Raw genomic sequence first — 17,158 nt, 5'->3', positions numbered from 1 at the left:
GAATGGGTACCGCCCTCCTGGAGCCCCCTTCCGCGCCCGTGGGTGGCTGCCACGAAGGCTGGATAGCTCATTTATGATATATTCGCGGTATGACCCAGGAGACCGCTGAACACGTTGCCGCCATGCTGAGGGACGCCCGGAGCGAGAAAGGGTGGACCCAGGGGCAGTTGGCCGCCGAACTTGGCACCAGCCAGAGCGCCGTGGCCCGGATGGAACAGGGCAAGCAGAACCTGAGCCTGAAAATGATCCAGCGGCTGGAAAACATCTTTGACCGCAGCATCGTGAACGTGGCCAAGCCGCAGATGACCCACCTGCGGGTGGAAGGCGGCCGCACCCTGTCCGGAGCCGTCGACGTCAACAGCAGCAAGAACGCCGGCGTCGCCCTGCTGTGCGCCAGCCTGATCAACAGGGGCACCACCGTGCTCCGGCGCCTGGCCCGGATCGAGGAAGTCAACCGCATCGTCGAGGTCCTGACCAGCATCGGCGTCGAGTGCACCTGGCTCAATGACACGGATCTCCGCCTGCGCCGGCCTGCCGTCCTGGACCTGGACGCCATGGACGTGGACGCGGCACGCCGGACCCGCAGCGTCATCATGCTGCTGGGCCCCCTGCTGGATGAGTCCCGTGAGTACCGGCTTCCCTACGCCGGCGGCTGCGACCTGGGCACCCGGACCGTGGAGCCCCACATGCAGGCACTGCGCGAGTTCGACCTGTCAGTGGAGGCCACCGCAGGTTTCTACACCGTGCAGGCGCCGCCCGCCGATACCCGGGACCGCTCCTTCGTCCTCACCGAACGCGGGGACACCGTCACCGAAAATGCGATCATGGCCGCGGCGCACCGCGCCGGAACGACCGTGATCCGCAACGCCAGCCCCAACTACATGGTGCAGGACCTGTGCTTCTACCTGCAGATGCTCGGCGTCACCATTGAAGGCGTGGGCACCACCACGTTGAAGATCACCGGGCAGCCGGAAATCGATGCCGAGATTGAATACTTCCCCTCCGAGGATCCCATCGAGGCCATGAGCCTCATCACGGCCGGCATCGTCACCAACTCCGAGGTCACCGTGCGCCGGGTACCCATCGAATTCATGGAGATCGAACTGGCCACTCTGGGCCAGATGGGGCAGAAGCTGGAGATTTCGGGCGAGTACATGGCCCGCAACGGCCGCACCCGCCTGGTGGACGTGACCACCAAACCCTCCGAGCTGCGTGCCCCGGAGGACAAGATCCACCCCATGCCTTTCCCCGGGCTGAATATCGACAACCTGCCGTTCTTCGCCGTCATTGCTGCGAACGCCCACGGCCAGACCATGATCCACGACTGGGTATACGAGAACCGCGCCATCTACCTGACGGAGCTGAACCGGCTCGGCGCGCAGGTGCAGCTCCTGGACCCGCACCGGATCTACGTCAACGGACCCACCAAGTGGCGCGCCGCCGAGGTGGGCTGCCCGCCCGCGCTCCGGCCTGCCGCCTGCCTCCTGCTGGCCATGCTCGCAGCGCGGGGTGTGTCCGAGCTGCGGAACATCTATGTGATCGAGCGTGGTTACGAGGACCTGGCGGAGCGGCTGAACACCATCGGCGCCAAGGTGGAGTACTTCCAGGACTGACCCATTCACGCTTCGTCATGAACGGCGGGCCACGGTTCCAATGGCCGCCCGCTGCCGCAGAATATTCGTATGCGTACATTTGGCGTAGAGGAAGAACTCCTGATCGTTGATCCGGAGTCAGGGGAGCCGCTTGCCCTGGCCGACGCCCTCCTCGCCAGCCACCGCGTCGCAGCAGACGATCTTCCCGTGGACCTGGATGGCCGCCATGCCGGCAACCAGGCGGATTACGACGACGAGATGGGCCTGAGTGCCGAGCTCAAGCTTGAGCAGATCGAGACGCAGACCCGGCCGTGCCGGGAGTACGGCGGCCTGCTGGAGCAGATCCGGGCAGGCCGGGCGCTGGCCGACCAGGCAGCCCGGAAGCACGGAGCCAGGGTGGCGGCGCTGGCCACCTCACCCGTGGCATCGCCCAGCCACACCACACCCGACCCGCGCTATGCCAGGATGCTGGAGCGCTTCGGCCTCACCGCCCAGGAACAGCTCACCTGCGGTTTCCACGTCCACACCTTCATCGAATCGCCGGAGGAAGGGGTGGCGGTCCTGGACCGCATCCGCGACAAACTGGCTGTCCTCACGGCGCTGAGCGCGAACTCGCCGTTCTGGAACGGCGTCCCCACCGGCTTCGAAAGCTACCGCACCCAGGCCTGGAACCGCTGGCCCACAGCCGGCCCGGCCGGCATCTACGGGACGTACCCTGCCTACCGCCGGGTGGTGACCCGGCTGCTGGACAGCGGCGTCATGCTCGACGAGGGCATGCTCTATTTCGACGCGCGGCTCTCCCGCAACCACCCCACGGTGGAGGTGCGGGTGGCGGACGTATGCCTCCGGGCCGGGGACGCCGCACTCATCGCCGTGCTGGTCCGGGCACTTGTGGAATCCGCCAGCCGGGAGTGGCGGGACGACGTGGACCCTGCGCCCGTTCCCACCGTCCTGCTGCGGATGGCGTCCTGGCAGGCCAGCAGTGCCGGGTTGAGCGGCGAACTGCTGGACTTTGGCAACTTCCGGCCGGCGCCGGCTGCGGATGTGGTGCGTTCCCTGGTGGATTACCTGGCCCCCGTCCTTGACGAACAGGGCGAGCTCGCATTGGCCCGTCAGGGGGTGGAGGACATCATCGCGCGCGGGACAGGGTCCGCTGAACAGCGCCGCGCCCGCGACAAGGCCCTGGCGGGGCAACCGCCGGAGGACATGGGGTTCGGCGCGGTGGTCCGGCAGGCCGTCCACCTGACCATGCGTGATGCGCTGGACCTTGCGGACGTGGCGGCCACGCCCGAGCTGCTGCGTGTCCGGCAGGCCTGACGGGGCAAGAGCCGCCAGGCGCGCAGACTTGTAGAACCTCAGGTGTCTTGTAGAACGGCAGGTGTAGAGACCCGGAGCGAAGCAGGTGCTAGGTAGCGAGGCGCTGTAGAAGGACCTGTTCCAGCGGGCTTCGTTGTGTTGGCAGGATGCCCGGGGGCCAGCGGGTTGGTTCTGAGTCCTGGTATTCGGCGTTGTAGTGCCGTCCCGTTGGTGAGGTCCAGCCGGGTGGTTCATTCGTGTTGGCCGGGTCCGGTGTCCATTGGCTGTGGTGTTTGAGCCGGTGGTGTTTGGGGCAGAGTTGGGCCAGGTTGCTGACGTTGGTGGTGCCGCCGTGTTGCCAGGCTTGTAGGTGGTCGGTTTCGTTGTCGGGGGTGCGGTTGGTGCAGCCCCGGAAGCTGCACTTGGTGTCGCGCATCCTGATCCAACGTTTGATGGCCTCGGTGAGCCGGTAGTTCTTCCTTCCGATTTCCAGGGGTGCGCCGTCGCGGGGGTCGATGAGGACCCGGTAGAACGATTCCGCCCCGTCGGCGACAAGTTTCCGTGCCATGGACGCCGGGATCGGCCCGAAACAATCCAGTACGGCGGGTTCATCGGTCACTCCGAGGAGGGAGAATACGGGCACCATCACCAGGACGTCGGCCCGCGGGGTGGGGACCTGCCCGATCCCGGTGACACCCTGCGTGCCCTGAACGCCGGGGCCGGGACCGTCTTCCTCGGCGTGGGCGGCGGTCTCCCCGGCTGCGGGCTTCATGCCAGCCCCCAGCAGCAGGGAGGCGGCGATGTCGGGGCGGAGCTGGGTGAGGGTGCGCTCTTCGGTGGGACCTTGGAGTCCGCGGGCGGTGGCGGTGGTGCGGTTCCAGATGGCGCAGGCGGTGTCCCCGGGGAGGTAGAGCGAGACCCAGGCCATACCGTCCCGCTCGGGGGTGTATTCCATCCGCCGGTCAGCTACCCCTTTTACATGGCGCTTCTCGATCGATTCCGGATGGTGGCGTTCCCGCCACCCACGGACCTTGGCCCGGAACCTTGACGGGACGAGGTCACCCGGGGCCGCGCCGCGGGCGGGCTGGGGTGCGTCAGGGTCGAAGAAATGCGCCACCAGCTTCAGCGCGCCCTCCGGGGTGAGGCCTCGGTTTCGTCGGCGACAATCCGGGCGTGCTGCCACGACATCGCGCCCGCGGCCAAGGCCTGGAACACCGGCGGCAGGGAACAGATCCGCCGTGACTGGTCCACCAAAGCGCCCGCGGCCGCGGAGCTGATAGTCAGGACACCGGCGATCTCCTCCACCACCGACATGTCAGCGTAAGTGCGGTCATGGATCGAGGCGTCCGGCGGGGTCAGGGCGCGCTGGAACTCCACTGCCTCGGCAGTGTCCTGTGCCTTCACCGCAGCGAGCTGCGCCTCCAGCCGGGCCGCAACCTCAAGCCTTTCCAGCCTGATCCCATACCGACGCTGCAACACATCCATACCGGCACCAGCACCCGCCCCGGCAGCAAGGAAAGAGTCCTCACGGTTCAGCGAATCAAGGGCGGCAACAGAGGCATCGAGTGACGCCAGCACCACCCCGACACCGCTGGTTCCCATACCGACATCATCCAACGAGGCACTGACATCTGTATTTGGCCAGGCGGATCTGGTCCCGCCCCCGCTAGATCTGCTTCAGCGCCTGTTCCAGGTCGCGGAGGAGGTCCTCCGGGTCCTCGAGCCCCACCGAGAGCCGGACCACGCCGTCGCTCAGGCCGATGGCGGCCCGCCCCTCCGGGCCCATGGCCCGGTGGGTGGTGGTGGCGGGGTGAGTGATCAGGGACTTTGCGTCACCGAGGTTGTTGGAGATATCGATGATCCGCAGTCCGTCCAGCAGTGCGAACGCCGCTTCCTTGCCCGTGCGTCCGGCGGAAGGAGCGAGCTCGAAGGTAAGGACCGTGCCACCTGCACTCATCTGCTTTGCCGCCAGCCCGTACTGCGGGTGCGACTTCAGGAGCGGGTACTTGACCCAGCTCACCGCCGGCTGTTCCTCAAGCCATTCTGCGAGCCGGAGTGCGGTGGCCGAGGAGTGGTTGACGCGCAGGCCCATGGTCTCCAGGCCCTTGGTCAGGACCCAGGCGTTGAAAGCGGAAAGCGCGGGGCCGGTGTGGCGCATCAGCTGCTTCACCGGTCCGTCGACGAATTCCTTGGTGCCCAGGATGGCTCCGCCCATCACCCGGCCCTGCCCGTCGATGTGCTTGGTGCCGGAGTAGACGATCACGTCGGCGCCGAGGTCCCCGCAGCGCTGCAGCAGGGGAGTGGCAAAGACGTTGTCCGCCACTACGGTGGCCCCGGCCGCGTGCGCCAGTTCGCTGACGGCGGCGATGTCCACGATCTCCTGCATGGGGTTCGACGGGGACTCGAAGAAGACGGCGGTGGTGGGCTTGGACAGGGCTTCGCGCCACTGGTCCAGGTCCGGGCCGTCCACGAAGACCGTCTCCACACCCCAACGGGGCAGGATCTCGTTCAGGATCACAAAGCACGAACCGAACAGTGACCGGGCGGCCACCACCCGGTCGCCCGCAGCCAGCAGGGCGCCCAGCGCGGTGAACACGGCGGACATGCCCGACGCCGTCGCGAAGCATGCTTCGGTGCCTTCGAGCAGCCTGAGCCGTTCCTGGAAGGTGGCCACGGACGGGTTGCCGTAGCGGGAGTAGACAAAGCGCTCGTCCTCGCCGGTGAAGGCGCGTTCGGCTGCCGCGGCGGATTCGTAGACGAACCCTGAGTTCAGGAAGATGGCCTCGGATGTTTCCTGGAAGTTGGAGCGGTCCAGGCCTCCGCGGACTGCCTGGGTGTCGGGGTTCCAGCCGGGGGCGTCTGGGTTGAAGGTCACTTAGTTCTTTCCGAGGTTGGTGGGGAGGCCGCGGTTCTTCCAGCCATTGACGGTCCGCTCGCCATAGCGGTCGGGCTCGCCTTCGAAGCCCTCCAGCACGCTGTACGCGGTGAAGCCGGCCTGGGTGGCGGCAGTCGCGGCCGCGATGGACCGTTGGCCGGACCGGCACAGGAACAGCAGTTCCGCGTGGGGATCCTCCGGCGCCTGCTCCTGGAGGTCCTTGACGAAGTCCGGGTTGGGGATGCCGCCGGGGAAGGTCCACTGGATGAACAGGGGATCGTTGTCCGTCGCCTTGGTGTCCGGGATGCCGATGTGGGCCCATTCGCCCTCGGTGCGGACATCCACCAGGATGGCGCCCTGCTCCAGCTTGGCCCAGGCTTCCTGCGGCGTCAGGTCTCCCGCGTAGCTCATGCGTGGCCCTCGCCGTCGAACTCGCCCTCAAATTCGGCATCGAGCTGGTCCACGGCGGTGGCCACGGCGGCGTCGGCTGAAGCGATCGCGGCCGGAAGGACGATTGCCTGCGCCACGATGACGGTGGTGCCGTTGAAGGTCGCCGCCGGGCTGCCGTGCAGGACGTAGCCATCGGCGAGTGCAGCGGAGATCCGCTCACAGAATTCACGGTTGTCCGCGCCCGTAATCAGGCGGTAGGACAGTCTTTCGTCAGGGGCGGGTGCGTCGGACACGACGGATCTCCTTCTCTCACGCTTGCAGCTCGAATCGGTCGATATGCCGAGTATTCACCTGAGGCACCCCGCCGCGAAAGGGAGGGTTGCCGACCGGCAAGTCAGGGCTTGGCGCCGGTACTCATTACTCCCCAAAAACGTAACACCTGCCGCGCCCGGCCGCATCGCCGCCGTCGTCATGTTCCGTAATTGAGCCGTCCGCGTCACGGCACGGGTTATGCCCATGGGCCGATAAAGTTCTTACCGGGGGCGCCGCCCCGTATCCAGAGCAATGAGTACCGGGGGGTCCTTGTCAGCATGCGGGCACACGTATCGCACCACCACGCCGCCATCCGGCGAAACCGTCCGCGATCCATCGCAGCCTTTTTCGCCGCGGCGTTCATCGCCCTCCTGGCCCTGGTGGTCCCGGCGGGCCCGGCGCACGCGGCGCCTGCTGCACCGGACAAGGGCAAGCCGTGGCTGGGGGCGGTCCTCGAGTGGGGCGAGGATACGGCCGCGGGCTTCAGCGACAGGCTGGGCGCCGGCCCCGCCGTCTTCGGCCACGACATCACCATTCCGTACCGCGAATCGGAGCGGAATGACATCGACGGCTTCCTGCAGCAGACTGCAGCCAAAGGCGCCCACGCCCTGCTCACGGTGAAGCCGTCGGTGCCCCTGGACCAGCTCGGCCCCGCGGAGGCGGAAGCGTTCGCAGCCCAGGTCCGCGACCTGACATCGGGGTTCAAGGGCCAACTGCTGGTCCGGTTCGCCCCCGATATGAATGCCAGCTGGGTGGCCTGGGGCCAGCAGCCGGCCACGTACCGGCAGGCCTTCCAGGCCGTGGCGGCAGCCTTCAAGAAGGACGACGGCGGCCGGGCCGCCATGGTGTGGGCGCCTTACCTGGGCAAGGACTACCCCTTTGAACGGAACCGGAATGCCCCGCAGCCGGGAAGCGACGGGTTTTCCCTCCTGGATACGAACGGGGACGGGACCTGGAACGGAAGCGACAGCGCCTATGCCCCCTACTACCCGGGCGATGACGCCGTGGACTGGGTGGGCCTGACCGCCTATCACGACGACACTGCCGGCGGGGCCGCCGTCAACACGACGCCGCGTCCGGGCGAACTCCAGGAGATGCTGACGGCCTCCGGCGGCGAAAACTTCTACGGCACCTACGCCGAGGGACGCAAAAAGCCTTTCCTCCTCCAGACTTCGGCCTTCTACAGCCCTGCGTCCGGTGGGGCGCCCGAGGCGGACATCAAGACGGGCTGGTGGGACCAGGTGGTGGCCACTGCCACGTCACCCGCTTTCGCCGGGACGGCCGCCGTGGTGTGGGACGAGCGGACCAGCACGCGGGATACCGGCGTGGCAAGTATAAGCTGGCTGCTCACGGGAAGCCCGGATATTGCCAAGGCCGCCCTGGACAGGCTGAAGGCATCGCCGATGGTCACCGGCCCTGTCACGGATGTGGCGTCCACGGGCACCTACGTGCGGGCCAACACGCTTTCCGGCGCCGCCCCCTGGACCGTTGGTGCCGCCATGGTCATCCTCCTGGTGGCCCTGTGGCAGGTTCCCCGCCGGATCAACACCGCCACGTCCTGGAGCTACCAGGACCCTTCCACCAGGGATTCGCGGGTGGACCTGCTGCGCGGACTGGCCATTGTCTTTGTGGTGGTCAACCACTTGGGCATGGCCTCACTGTTCCAGCTGCTCACCCAGGAGGCGGTGGGCTTCGTGTCAGGCGCGGAGCTGTTCGTCCTGTTCTCCGGCCTGGTGGTGGGCATGGTGTACGGGCCCAAGGCCAAGGAGGACTTCGGCCGGGTGGTGGACCTGACGTCCCGCCGGGCCGGGAAGCTCTACGTGACCGCCCTGGCCGTGCTGATCGGCGTCTTCCTTCTTTCCCTGCTCCCGTTCTTCCACACTGAGGCCCTGACCACGTTCGTGGACCAGGGGACCGGCGGCGCGGGACACAGCGGTGCCGGCCGGACCTACGACCTCTACGCCGGCATGTCGTCGCTGTTCCAGTTCCCCGTGCCGCCGCAGGTGCTGCCGGCCATCGTGCTGCTGCAGTTCGGTCCCTGGCAGTTCAACGTCATGGGACTGTATGTGGTACTCCTGCTGGCCAGCCCGCTGATCCTTGCGGCGCTGAACCGTGGCAAGGCCGTCTGGGTTTTGCTGGCGACGTTCGCCGTGTACGCAGTGGGCGCCGTGACCCGGTTCAGGATCCTGCCATCCCAGTTTGAGGACTCGTTTCCCCTGCTGGTGTGGCAGGTGCTTTTCGTCCTCGGCCTGGTTGTTGGCTACTACCGCCGCAGCATCGTTGCGTGGTTGTCGGCGCACACGTGGGTGGTGGCGGCCTGCACTGCGGCAGCGTTTGCGCTGGCCTTCCTGTCCTGGGGGAATCCGTACCTGGCCAACAACTACGACGTCCGCCTGGCGCTCATGCCGGACGCCTCCTACCGCGCCATGTATGACGCACTCTTCGGCCGGACCTACCTGGCGCCCGGCCGGCTGTTCAACGTCCTGGTCCTGGTGGTAGCCGCCTACGCGTTCCTCAGCGCTTACTGGAAACCGGTGGAGCGTGCCCTGGGCTGGTTCCTGATTCCGCTGGGCCGCGCCACGCTGTATGTCTTCATCATGCATGTGGTGCTGATCGCCGTCGTCACAAACATCCCGGCGCTCCAGCAGCAGAGCATCTTCCTCAACACCGCGGCCTACGCCGTGGTCCTGGGCCTGTTGTGGGTGATGGTCCGCACCAGGTTCCTTTTCCGGATCATTCCCACCTAGGGATTCCCGCCTGGGGGACGGCCCCTTTGCCTGGTTCCAGGGTGCATCAGGGCATGAAAATGCTGCGGCACAAAAGTGCCACAGCATGTCATCGTGCGCCGCTGGTTACCCTGCGGCCCGTTGGCAGCCCGGGGGGCCTTAAACAAGCCGCGGGTAGCTGCTGAGGATGTAGTCCGCAGCGGCCGGCCCCTTCATGCGCAGTCCGTTGCGGCGAACCGAGACTTTGTGTTTCATGGCAGCCCAGAAACTGGACTCGGTGCCGGTGGGCTGCTCGTTGACGAAGCACCAGCTGGTGTACAGCCCGTAGAGGCGGTCGCGGTCCAGGCTGGCTTCCGAGGCATTGTCTGCGTAGGTGGCTTCGTGGAGGAAAAGATCAAACTGCGAATTGGCCATGAGGCGTCCCTTCGCTCGGTGCGTGGTGCCGCCGGTAGGCTCCAGCGGCGAACCTCGATGCCCTGCACAAGGTGGCAAAGGATTGTGTAGCCGCTTTCCTTGAGAGGTCCCGAAAAGCTCAAGAGTTCATCTTGTCTACGATGTAGACTTTACCTGTAGACCAGATATGAGGCAACCGTCCCAGTTACTTCGGGACGAGGGCCGCCAGTGAGGACCTTTGTGATGACTTCCGCCAACACTTCCCAGCCCGGGCAGGCCAAAACGAGGCTGAGCAGGGACATTGTGCTGGCCAAGGCCCTGGAGTTGGTGGACGCCGAAAGCCTGGAGGCCCTGACCATGCGCCGGCTGGGGCAGGAACTCGGCCGGGATCCGATGAGCCTCTACCGCTACGCCGAGAACCGCGCCGCACTGCTGGACGGGGTTACCGAGCTGGTACTCAACCAGCTAAGCATCCATCCATCGGACCCGGACTGGAAAGCCCAGCTGCGGAAGATCGCCCACAGCTTGCGGGCGCTCGCCCTGCAGCATCCCAATGTGGTTCCCCTGTTGGTCACGCGGCCCCTTTCCACGCCCCTGGGCCTTCGCCCCCTGGGCACGCTGCGGCCGCTGGAACAGATCCTGTCCCTGCTGGGCTCGGCAGGATTCGCGCCGGCCGATGCCCTCCACGTCTACCGCGCCTACTACGGCTTCCTCTACGGGCACATCCTGAACGAGCTGCAGGAGTACGTGGTGGATCCGGAAGAGAACGAGGTGCTGTTGCGCCTGGGGCTCCACCGTTTGCCGGCGAAGGAATTCCCCAAGCTGCGTGCCCTTGCTCCCGCCCTGGCAGAGTACGACGGCGAGGCGGAGCTTGACCAGGGACTTGGCATCCTGCTGTCCGGGCTGGAGGCACAGCTGTCACGTCAGGCGGCAGGCCCCGCCGCCTGACCCCGGGGCCCGCTGACGGCGGATTGCCCGGGCAGCGCTATTCGAAGGACGCGCGGCGCCGGTCCTGCAGGCGGGTGTTCCAGATGTCCGGCCGGTTCACGCGGAACCGGCGCCCCGTCAGTGCTTTGGCGTTCAGCCGCACGTAGTGGGCCTTTTCGCCCGGCTGCCACGGTTCCAGGCCGAGTGCGTCCACCGCATCCTTCACGCCCTGGTCCTCGATGATTTCCGTTTCGCCGCGAACCACTACGCTCCAGGCCTGTTCCGATGCGGGGTCGTAGCCGTCTATTTCCAGTGCTGCCGGCCGTTCCATCCTGGCGCCCCAAAGCTTTGACCCGGGTGCGGTGCGGAAGACGATGCTGCGCAGGTGGACGGCGTAGTTCACGGGGAAGATCTCGGGATGCTCGTCCACCACGATGGCCAGCCTGCCCACCGCGTCATTGTCGAGGAGTTCCCAGCAGTCGTCGAAGGACAGGTTTTCAATCGGCAGGTTTCGCGAGTCCATGGTCCACACCTTACGGGTGATGCGGGAGTGGGAAAAGGGATTGCGCCGCTTGTTGCGGCCTAGTGGATGCCGGCGATAAGTTCGCTCAACTCGGCGGTCAGTTCCTTCTGGACGGACGGGGTGCCGATTTCCTTGCCGTCGATCCGGTTTACGGGCGCCAGCAGGCGGACGCTGGAGATCAGCCAGACCGCATCCGCGTCCATGAGGTCCCGGGGCTCCAGGGGACCGTAGCCCAGTTCCCACCCCGCCGCCTTGGCGGCCGCGAAGAGGGCGCCCTGGGAGGTGCCGGCCAGGATGCCGCTGTCCAGCTGGGGCGTAATGAGGCGCTTCACTGTTGTGCCGTCGTCGGACTTCTCCACATGCGCAAGCAGCACCGTGGACGTGGGGCCTTCCAGCACGCGGCCATCGGAGGACAGGAAGATGACGTCGTCGGCGCCCTGTTTGTGGGCATGGCGCAGCGCTGCCATGTTGACGGCGTAGGAAAGGGTTTTGGCGCCGAGGAGCAGCCAGGGCGCCCGTTCGGCCACATCACTGTCGTAGCCCCGGTCAAGGAGGATGACGTCGATGCCCGTTTCGCGCTGCCTGCGGCCGGCAGCCCCGGCCGGCGACGCCTGCACCCAGGCCGTGGGCGCCTCGCCTTCGACGCCGCGGGTGACCACCAGTTTGACCACCAGTTCATCGGCGGCGGGGTCTGCCGGCGGGTTCTCGGACCGGTGCCGGGCCACCACAGCCGCAATAACGCGCCGCCATGCCTCCTGGTCCGGGATGGCCAGGTCCAGTGCCGCGGCGGAGCCCCCAAGCCGGTCCAGGTGCGCCTGCATCTTCCGCACCGTTCCACCCACGGCCAGCATGGTTTCGAAGACGCCGTCGCCGCGGGTGACCCCCAAATCCGTGACCAGCAGCTGGGGTTTGGTGGCATCGGCCACCCTGCCGTCGGGGAAAGCAGGATCGAGGAAGGCAAGAACCACGGGGGCTGGAGAGGTCATGGCACCAGCTTAGTGCTGTACCGCGGATAAGCTGGGCAGAGTGCACCGGCCGGAAGCCGTCCTCCGGGGCCCAATCTCCCCGGGGGTTTTAGACGTGTTGTGGCCTTTTTCGCTTGCCGGCACCGCGCCCACATGGGTGGTGGTGCTCCTGGGCTTCGCCGACCTGGCCATCAGGATCCTGGCGCTGGGCATCATTCCCGGCAACCGGCGCCCTACCACCGCCATGGCCTGGCTGCTGGGTATCTTCTTCATTCCGTTCGTGGGCATCGTCCTGTTCCTGCTGTTCGGCAATTTCCGCTTGTCCAGCCGCCGGCGGGCACAGCAGCAGCTGGTCAACGAACGCGTGCAGGCGGGCATCACCGCACTTTCGGATGCGGAAAGCGACTACCCCGGCCCGGAGTGGGTGAAGTCCGCTGCTGAGCTCAACCGCACCCTGGGCTCGCTGCCCATGGTGGACGGAAACTCCGTGGACCTGATCCCCGGCTATCCGGATTCCATCCTGGAAATGACCAAGGCTGTGCGGAAGGCGAAAAAGTTCGTCAACGCCGAGTTCTACATCATGAGTTCGGACCACGTCACCAACGACCTGCTCACCGCCATGGAGGAAGCCGCCGAACGGGGCGTGGAGGTGCGGCTCCTGTTCGACCACATCGGAACGCTGCGCATCAAGGGGTACCGGAAGCTGCTCAACCGCCTCCGCGCGGGCAAGATCCAGTGGAAGCGGATGCTGCCCCTCCTGCCCATCCACGGACAGTGGCGCCGCCCTGACCTGCGGAACCACCGCAAGATCATGGTGATCGACGGCGAGATCGCCTTCACGGGTTCGCAGAACCTGATCGAGCCCTCCTACAACAACCCGCGGCACCGCAAGGCCGGCCGTGAATGGGTGGAACTGATGGCGTGCCTGCGCGGCCCCATCGTGACCACCCTGAACGTCGTCTTCGCCACCGACTGGCTGAGCGAGACTGACGAGTCGCTGGAACACCAGCTGCAGCTCCCGGCGAACCCGGAACCCGGCACCGTCACGGCCCAGGTGGTTCCCAGCGGTCCGGGGTTCATTACGGAGAACAACCTCCGGCTCTTCAACACCCTCATCTATTCGGCCCAGCACCGGATCTCCATCTGCAGCCCCTACTTCGTGCCGGACGACTCGCTGCTCTACGCCATCACCACCGCGGCCCAGCGCGGCGTGGATGTTGAACTGTTCGTCTCGGAGAAGGGGGACCAGTTCCTGGTCCACCACGCCCAGCGGTCCTATTACGAGGCACTCCTCGAAGCCGGGGTACGGATCTACCTCTATAAAGCCCCGTTCGTGCTGCATGCCAAGCACTTCACCATCGATGACGAGGTAGCGGTCCTGGGGTCCAGCAACATGGACATGCGGTCCTTCTCGCTGAACCTGGAGGTGTCAGTGATGCTGCTGGGTGAGGACATCGTGAACAAGATGCGGGCGGTGGAGGACACCTACCGGGACATCTCCCACGAGCTCAAGCTCGCGGACTGGCTCAACCGGCCGCTCGCCGCCCGGTACGTGGACAACGTGGCCCGGCTGACGGCCACTGTCCAGTAAGACGACACTGTCCAGTAAGACCCTTTCCACTAAGACCTGTCCAGTAAGTTGTCAGTCGGCACTGACCCGCTGCCCGTCGTCGTGCCCGGCGTGCTCGGGCCAGCCGCCGTTGCGGTAGGCGGGGGTTCCCAGGGCAAGCACCAGCACCGCCACGGTGCAGCTGCCGATCATGACGCTGGCCATCGACAGGGAATTCCCGCCCAGGAGCCCAACCAGGGGGCTCACCAGTCCGGCGACACCGGACTGCAGGGCCCCGATGACAGCCGCCGCCGTTCCCGCCATGTGGCCGTAGTTGTGCAGCGCGAGCACGGAGGCGTTCGCCGGGATCATGCCCTGGGCTGACAGGACCAGCCACAGGCCGGCCACCAGGCCGGCCGCGCCGCCGGCACCCGTGGCCACCACACCGAGCAGCACCAGGGCCAGGCTCAACTGGACCAGGAGGGCGGTGCGCAGGATGCGGACGGGCGGGAACTTCCGGACCAGGGCGGCGTTGAGCTGGGCCGAGAGGACAAGTGCGGCGCCGTTGAGGGCGAACACGAGGGCGAACTGCTGGGCGGTGAGGCCGTATTCGTTCTGGAAGACGAAGGGCGAACCCACCACGTAGCTCATGATCAGGGCCAGCCCCAGTCCGGGGATAACGGCCAGCGCCATGAAGTGCCTGTCCCGCAGCAGCACCCAGTAGGCGCCGGCCACGTGCCGGGGGTGGCCCGGGCTGCGGCTGTCCCCGGGCAGCGTTTCCGGCATGAACTTCCAGACAATTGCCACCAGGACCAGCCCGATGAGTGCCAGTGCGTAGAAGACGGCGCGCCAGTTCCAGAACCCGGCGATGGCCTGGCCCACGGTGGGGGCCAGGAGCGGAGCCACGCCGATGACCAGCATCAGCCGGGACAGCAGCTGGGCGGCGTCGGAGCCGACGAAGCGGTCGCGGATCACGGCGAGTGCCACCACGGCAGCGGCGGCGTTGAAGAAGCCCTGCAGCACGCGCAGCCCTGTCAGCGTTTCGATGTTGGGCGTCAGGGAACACAGCAGCGAGATGGCTACGTGCAGCGAGATGCCGATGAGCAGCGGAAGCCGCCGGCCGAACCGGTCCGAGAACGGGCCGATCACCAGCTGCCCGATTCCGCCGCCCACCAGGGTTCCGGACAACGTCAGCTGGACAGCGGTCTGGGTGGTGTGGAGGTCGGCCTCGACGGCGGGCAGTGAGGGCAGGTACATGTCCGTGGTGAGGGCGGGGAGCGCGGCCAGGGCGCCAAGCATGAGAACGTACTTGACGCTGCGCGGTGCCTTGCTGGTCTGGGGAGGGGACGGTTCCGTCACGCGGCATACCTAACTTGTGTGGAAGCACCCAGGGACGGGTCCGCCGCCTGGCTTGGGCGGTTCAGCTAGGTCAGGGGCGTACCCCCGGGGGCGTCTTCCTAAACGGGCGTCCGCGGAGTGGATGCCCCGGGGAGCCGATGGCGTCAGTCGCCGGGGAAGGCGGCGCCGAGGGTGGAGAGGACCCCGTAGGCCTTGGTGCGTATTTCGTCGTATTCGTCGTCCGGGACGGAGTCCGAGGTGATGGCACCGCCGACGCCGAGCGAGAGTTCAGCCGTCCCGTCGCCGGCCGTGCTGATGACCAGTGTCCTGATGGCGACGGCGAGGTCGGCCGCCGCGTTGAGTGAGAAGTAGCCGATGGCCCCCGAGTACAGTCCGCGCGGACCTGCCTCCAGGTGGTCCAGGATGGCCATGGTGCTGATCTTGGGGGCGCCGGTCATGGAGCCGGCCGGGAAGCACGCAGCGACTGCCTCGGCCCGCGGTGCGCCCGGGAGGAGGCGGGCGTCAATGGTGCTGACCATCTGGTGGACCGTGGCATAGCTCTCGATCGCGCAGAGCCGGCTGACCGTCACGGAACCGGGCTCCGCGAAATGGCTGAGGTCGTTGCGCAGCAGGTCCACGATCATGATGTTCTCGGCCCTGTCCTTCAGGGATGTGGCCAGGTCCACGCGCAGCCGGCTGTCCTCCTGCGGGTCGGCAGCCCGGCGCCGGGTGCCCTTGATCGGTTCGGCGCGCATGCCGCCGTCGGACGCGATCCTTAGGAACCGCTCGGGCGAGGTGCTGGCCACGGCAAGGTTTCCCAGCCGAAGGTAGCTGGCGAAGGGGGCCGGGTTCCTCCGGCGCAGCGCGAGGTAGGTGGTCCACGCATCCAGCGACGCTGCCTGCACCCTGGCTTCGAGCGTGGTGGTCAGGCAAACCTCATACGTGTTTCCCTGGGCGATCTGGTGCTGGGCGGCGGTGATCTTCTCCCGGTACCGCGCACCTGTGTCCCGGCTGCGGAAGGCCGGCGCTGTGGAAAGCGCGACGCCGGTGCTGCCGCCGGCTTGCGCTGCCGGGCCATCCGACGGCGGCCGTGCGCCGCCGCCGGCGGCTTCCACTGCTGCCCTGGCCTGCGCCAGCCACTCGCCGGCGTCGGGGGCGTCCAGTGCCAGAAGCCAGGCGGCGCCTTCGGCATGGTCCAGGACCACGGCCCGGCCGGCGAAGATCAGGGCAGCGTCCGGGGTGGGCGCGGACAGGTCGCTGCCGCCCGTTTCGCGCTTCAGCTCGTAGCCCAGGCAGCCGAGCCAGCCCAGGGTGAAATCGCAGGGATAGCCGTCCGGGGTGCGTACGGCCCGGCGCCCCCAGACGGTGTCCAGCCAGCGGAAGAAGGGGCCGGGGACCCTGGCAGTGGAGGAGCCCGTGCTGATCAGGCTCACCCCCGAACGGTGCGTCACGAACTGTCCGAAGGTGCCGGCGTCGTCCGCCATGATGCTGAACCTGCTGCGCTCCGCAGCAGTCCGGGCCGCCGGGTCTTCGCTGTCTTCTCCGGTGCTGCCCGGGACGGCGTCAGCGTTGGAGGAATCAAGCCAGACGGCATTGGCCGACCGTCCGTACAGCGACTGGAACAGTGCCGGTGCGTCCGGGAGGGCATCCAGGCGCTCGGCATGGAGCCGAAGTCCGCGTCGTGCGGACAGTTCCGGGGCCAGGACAGGCGCCAGGGCCGGCAGGCAGGGGAGGAGCTTCAGGAGGTCCGCCGGGGCTGATCCGTCAGCGAGGTTCTGGACGCGAAGATCTGCGTGGGCGGGGACGTCGTCGCGGCCCAGCCACTCTTCTTCCTGTGCGGCCCACTGGTCCCAGTACGGCTCATAGGTTTCGCCGTCGCGGCCCAGAGCCCGCGTCCGGCGGACGTCGTCCGGAGACTCGGCCCAGATGACGGCGCCAAGCATGGGCCGGGCTGCCTCGGCGGCGGCCCCCACTCCCTCCACGATGACGATCTCCGCGGGCAGCGTGACCCGGGACTCGCCGTCGTAATGGTTCTCCCAGTCCCAGCTGGTCCAGGTGGCCGCCTCGCCGCGGCTCAGCGGCGCGAGGACCGTGCTGACATAGCGCTCCACGCCTGCCGCCAGCCCATCCCACCCCGGGTAGATGTCCTCAAGGTGGAACAGGGACACCTTGTGGTGGGCGCGGAGCCGGGCCGCGAGTTCGACGGCGAGGGTTGTCTTTCCTGCGCCGGAGCGCCCGTCGACGGCGATGATGACGGGGGCTGGGATCATGG

Annotated in this window: 15 protein-coding genes and 1 riboswitch; of the genes, 5 read left to right on the top strand and 10 right to left on the bottom strand. The window is 67.2% G+C overall.

Annotated elements, in window-relative coordinates:
- Nucleotides 1-89 precede the first annotated feature (89 nt).
- Nucleotides 90-1,613 (top strand): UDP-N-acetylglucosamine 1-carboxyvinyltransferase, encoded by a 1,524-nt coding sequence (locus LDO22_RS12300; protein ID WP_224023477.1) that lies wholly within the window; start codon nucleotides 90-92, stop codon nucleotides 1,611-1,613.
- A 69-nt stretch (nucleotides 1,614-1,682) separates the two neighbouring features.
- Complete coding sequence (locus tag LDO22_RS12295) at nucleotides 1,683-2,909, top strand: glutamate--cysteine ligase (RefSeq protein ID WP_159630174.1); 1,227 nt, start codon at nucleotides 1,683-1,685, stop codon at nucleotides 2,907-2,909.
- Between the two features lie 88 nt (nucleotides 2,910-2,997).
- On the opposite strand, the gene LDO22_RS12290 is transcribed toward LDO22_RS12295, so the two are convergent.
- The 5 genes from LDO22_RS12290 to LDO22_RS12275 all read right to left on the bottom strand — a co-directional run bounded on the left by LDO22_RS12290 (nucleotide 2,998) and on the right by LDO22_RS12275 (nucleotide 6,446).
- Nucleotides 2,998-4,005: a DUF222 domain-containing protein gene (locus LDO22_RS12290; RefSeq protein ID WP_346347073.1), complete on the bottom strand. Its 1,008-nt coding sequence runs from the start codon at nucleotides 4,003-4,005 to the stop codon at nucleotides 2,998-3,000.
- A gap of 5 nt (nucleotides 4,006-4,010) precedes the next feature.
- On the bottom strand, nucleotides 4,011-4,490 hold the full coding sequence (locus LDO22_RS21845; RefSeq protein WP_346347072.1) for a hypothetical protein: 480 nt from the start codon (nucleotides 4,488-4,490) through the stop codon (nucleotides 4,011-4,013).
- Nucleotides 4,491-4,554: 64 nt separating this feature from the next.
- The gene (locus LDO22_RS12285; protein WP_224023475.1) at nucleotides 4,555-5,763 is read right to left on the bottom strand and encodes an O-succinylhomoserine sulfhydrylase; all 1,209 of its coding nucleotides are present in this window, start codon (nucleotides 5,761-5,763) and stop codon (nucleotides 4,555-4,557) included.
- Nucleotides 5,764-6,174 carry a rhodanese-like domain-containing protein gene (locus LDO22_RS12280; RefSeq protein WP_224023473.1) on the bottom strand — a complete coding sequence of 137 codons (411 nt, stop codon included), beginning with the start codon at nucleotides 6,172-6,174 and terminating at the stop codon, nucleotides 5,764-5,766.
- A complete protein-coding gene (locus tag LDO22_RS12275; protein ID WP_224023471.1) occupies nucleotides 6,171-6,446 on the bottom strand; it encodes a DUF1737 domain-containing protein in 276 nt (91 codons plus the stop codon). The genes LDO22_RS12280 and LDO22_RS12275 overlap by 4 nt, the downstream gene beginning before the upstream one ends.
- A 13-nt stretch (nucleotides 6,447-6,459) precedes the next feature.
- Nucleotides 6,460-6,575, bottom strand: a riboswitch (SAM riboswitch).
- A 168-nt stretch (nucleotides 6,576-6,743) separates the two neighbouring features.
- On the opposite strand from LDO22_RS12275, the gene LDO22_RS12270 reads away from it, so the two are divergent.
- Entirely contained in the window at nucleotides 6,744-9,212 is a 2,469-nt protein-coding gene (locus tag LDO22_RS12270) for an OpgC domain-containing protein (RefSeq protein ID WP_224023467.1), read from the top strand.
- A gap of 138 nt (nucleotides 9,213-9,350) precedes the next feature.
- Here the strand turns inward: LDO22_RS12270 and LDO22_RS12265 are convergent, their stop codons facing one another.
- Nucleotides 9,351-9,605: a hypothetical protein gene (locus tag LDO22_RS12265; RefSeq protein WP_224023465.1), complete on the bottom strand. Its 255-nt coding sequence runs from the start codon at nucleotides 9,603-9,605 to the stop codon at nucleotides 9,351-9,353.
- A gap of 222 nt (nucleotides 9,606-9,827) precedes the next feature.
- On the opposite strand from LDO22_RS12265, the gene LDO22_RS12260 reads away from it, so the two are divergent.
- Nucleotides 9,828-10,532 (top strand): TetR/AcrR family transcriptional regulator C-terminal domain-containing protein, encoded by a 705-nt coding sequence (locus tag LDO22_RS12260; protein ID WP_159630186.1) that lies wholly within the window; start codon nucleotides 9,828-9,830, stop codon nucleotides 10,530-10,532.
- Nucleotides 10,533-10,569: 37 nt separating this feature from the next.
- Here the strand turns inward: LDO22_RS12260 and LDO22_RS12255 are convergent, their stop codons facing one another.
- Together LDO22_RS12255 and LDO22_RS12250 are read right to left on the bottom strand one after the other, a co-directional pair.
- A complete protein-coding gene (locus tag LDO22_RS12255) occupies nucleotides 10,570-11,034 on the bottom strand; it encodes a pyridoxamine 5'-phosphate oxidase family protein (RefSeq protein WP_159630188.1) in 465 nt (154 codons plus the stop codon).
- Between the two features lie 59 nt (nucleotides 11,035-11,093).
- Nucleotides 11,094-12,020 (bottom strand): aminodeoxychorismate lyase, encoded by a 927-nt coding sequence (locus LDO22_RS12250; RefSeq protein ID WP_224023463.1) that lies wholly within the window; start codon nucleotides 12,018-12,020, stop codon nucleotides 11,094-11,096.
- Between the two features lie 97 nt (nucleotides 12,021-12,117).
- Between LDO22_RS12250 and cls the strand changes: the two genes are divergently transcribed.
- Nucleotides 12,118-13,590, top strand: a complete 1,473-nt coding sequence (cls, locus tag LDO22_RS12245) for a cardiolipin synthase (protein ID WP_224027231.1) — start codon at nucleotides 12,118-12,120, stop codon at nucleotides 13,588-13,590.
- 51 nt (nucleotides 13,591-13,641) lie between these two features.
- On the opposite strand, the gene LDO22_RS12240 is transcribed toward cls, so the two are convergent.
- Together LDO22_RS12240 and pabB are read right to left on the bottom strand one after the other, a co-directional pair.
- On the bottom strand, nucleotides 13,642-14,907 hold the full coding sequence (locus LDO22_RS12240; protein WP_224023460.1) for a multidrug effflux MFS transporter: 1,266 nt from the start codon (nucleotides 14,905-14,907) through the stop codon (nucleotides 13,642-13,644).
- A gap of 143 nt (nucleotides 14,908-15,050) precedes the next feature.
- Nucleotides 15,051-17,156: an aminodeoxychorismate synthase component I gene (gene pabB, locus LDO22_RS12235; RefSeq protein WP_224023458.1), complete on the bottom strand. Its 2,106-nt coding sequence runs from the start codon at nucleotides 17,154-17,156 to the stop codon at nucleotides 15,051-15,053.
- Nucleotides 17,157-17,158 lie beyond the last annotated feature (2 nt).

This window comes from Arthrobacter sp. NicSoilC5 (assembly GCF_019977395.1).
GTDB lineage: Bacteria > Actinomycetota > Actinomycetes > Actinomycetales > Micrococcaceae > Arthrobacter.
The sequence above is the reverse complement of the archived record's forward strand: the minus strand, read 5'-3'. Positions and strand labels throughout refer to the sequence as shown.

Bases quoted from the DNA above. Each gene is read 5' to 3' on its own strand.
- LDO22_RS12300 (WP_224023477.1), top strand. From the start codon at position 90: ATGACCCAGGAGACCGCTGAACACGTTGCCGCCATGCTGAGGGACGCC.
- LDO22_RS12295 (WP_159630174.1), top strand. From the start codon at position 1,683: ATGCGTACATTTGGCGTAGAGGAAGAACTCCTGATCGTTGATCCGGAG.
- LDO22_RS21845 (WP_346347072.1), bottom strand. From the start codon at position 4,490: ATGGGAACCAGCGGTGTCGGGGTGGTGCTGGCGTCACTCGATGCCTCT.
- LDO22_RS12280 (WP_224023473.1), bottom strand. From the start codon at position 6,174: ATGAGCTACGCGGGAGACCTGACGCCGCAGGAAGCCTGGGCCAAGCTG.
- LDO22_RS12270 (WP_224023467.1), top strand. From the start codon at position 6,744: ATGCGGGCACACGTATCGCACCACCACGCCGCCATCCGGCGAAACCGT.
- LDO22_RS12265 (WP_224023465.1), bottom strand. From the start codon at position 9,605: ATGGCCAATTCGCAGTTTGATCTTTTCCTCCACGAAGCCACCTACGCA.
- LDO22_RS12260 (WP_159630186.1), top strand. From the start codon at position 9,828: ATGACTTCCGCCAACACTTCCCAGCCCGGGCAGGCCAAAACGAGGCTG.
- LDO22_RS12255 (WP_159630188.1), bottom strand. From the start codon at position 11,034: ATGGACTCGCGAAACCTGCCGATTGAAAACCTGTCCTTCGACGACTGC.
- LDO22_RS12250 (WP_224023463.1), bottom strand. From the start codon at position 12,020: ATGACCTCTCCAGCCCCCGTGGTTCTTGCCTTCCTCGATCCTGCTTTC.
- pabB (WP_224023458.1), bottom strand. From the start codon at position 17,156: ATGATCCCAGCCCCCGTCATCATCGCCGTCGACGGGCGCTCCGGCGCA.